We start from the raw sequence: 533 nt of genomic DNA, 5'->3' as shown, positions 1-533 counted from the left end.
ATGGTGCTGCGAGAGAGGATTGAACTCTCGACCTCTCCCTTACCAAGGGAGTGCTCTACCACTGAGCTACCGCAGCCCTTTTCAATCTTTGCGCTGTCTTGTGCCATATTGTCAGAAAATAGGCAAGAGAACATTTGTATATTCTTGCAAGAAAACGTATCTTATGTCATGACATATGCTTCTTATATGCTTAAATATCTAAATGAGTTGCTTGGATAGAAGCTCAACACTGTTTAAAAGGTTGCGCAATGACACAAATGCATCAAAAACAAAAACAAAATGAAATTAATCATCAAGATGAAAAAGCAAAACGACGTCAAGAAAGATTGGCACAACAATTGCGTCAAAACCTGAAACGTCGAAAAGAGCAAAGCCGAAAAAGAGCACAACCAGAGCTCTAAAATGCAAAAAAATGTTTTTTAGTAAATTTTTGCAACCAAACTTCTCAATAATTTGTTCTCATAGTTAGAATGCGTTCTAAAACGATTAATAAAGCATAACTTCCCGAAGGGGGACAATCCTTTGGAAGGGCA

1 protein-coding gene and 1 tRNA gene are annotated in these 533 nt (G+C 37.7%); one reads left to right on the top strand and one right to left on the bottom strand.

What is annotated here, in order from left to right; genetic code table 11:
* Position 1: 1 nt before the first annotated feature.
* Positions 2-76: transfer RNA gene (locus ACFIO3_RS15550), tRNA-Thr, on the bottom strand.
* Between the two features lie 172 nt (positions 77-248).
* Between ACFIO3_RS15550 and ACFIO3_RS15545 the strand changes: the two genes are divergently transcribed.
* Complete coding sequence (locus ACFIO3_RS15545; protein ID WP_375607050.1) at positions 249-401, top strand: hypothetical protein; 153 nt, start codon at positions 249-251, stop codon at positions 399-401.
* Positions 402-533: the final 132 nt, after the last annotated feature.

It is taken from the genome of Bartonella sp. AD328YNZD (assembly GCF_042196425.1).
Note: the sequence above shows the minus strand (reverse complement) of the source record. Positions and strands in the feature narration are given on the sequence as shown.

Coding starts and splice junctions, on each gene's coding strand:
- ACFIO3_RS15545 (WP_375607050.1), top strand. CDS start 249: ATGACACAAATGCATCAAAAACAAAAACAAAATGAAATTAATCATCAA.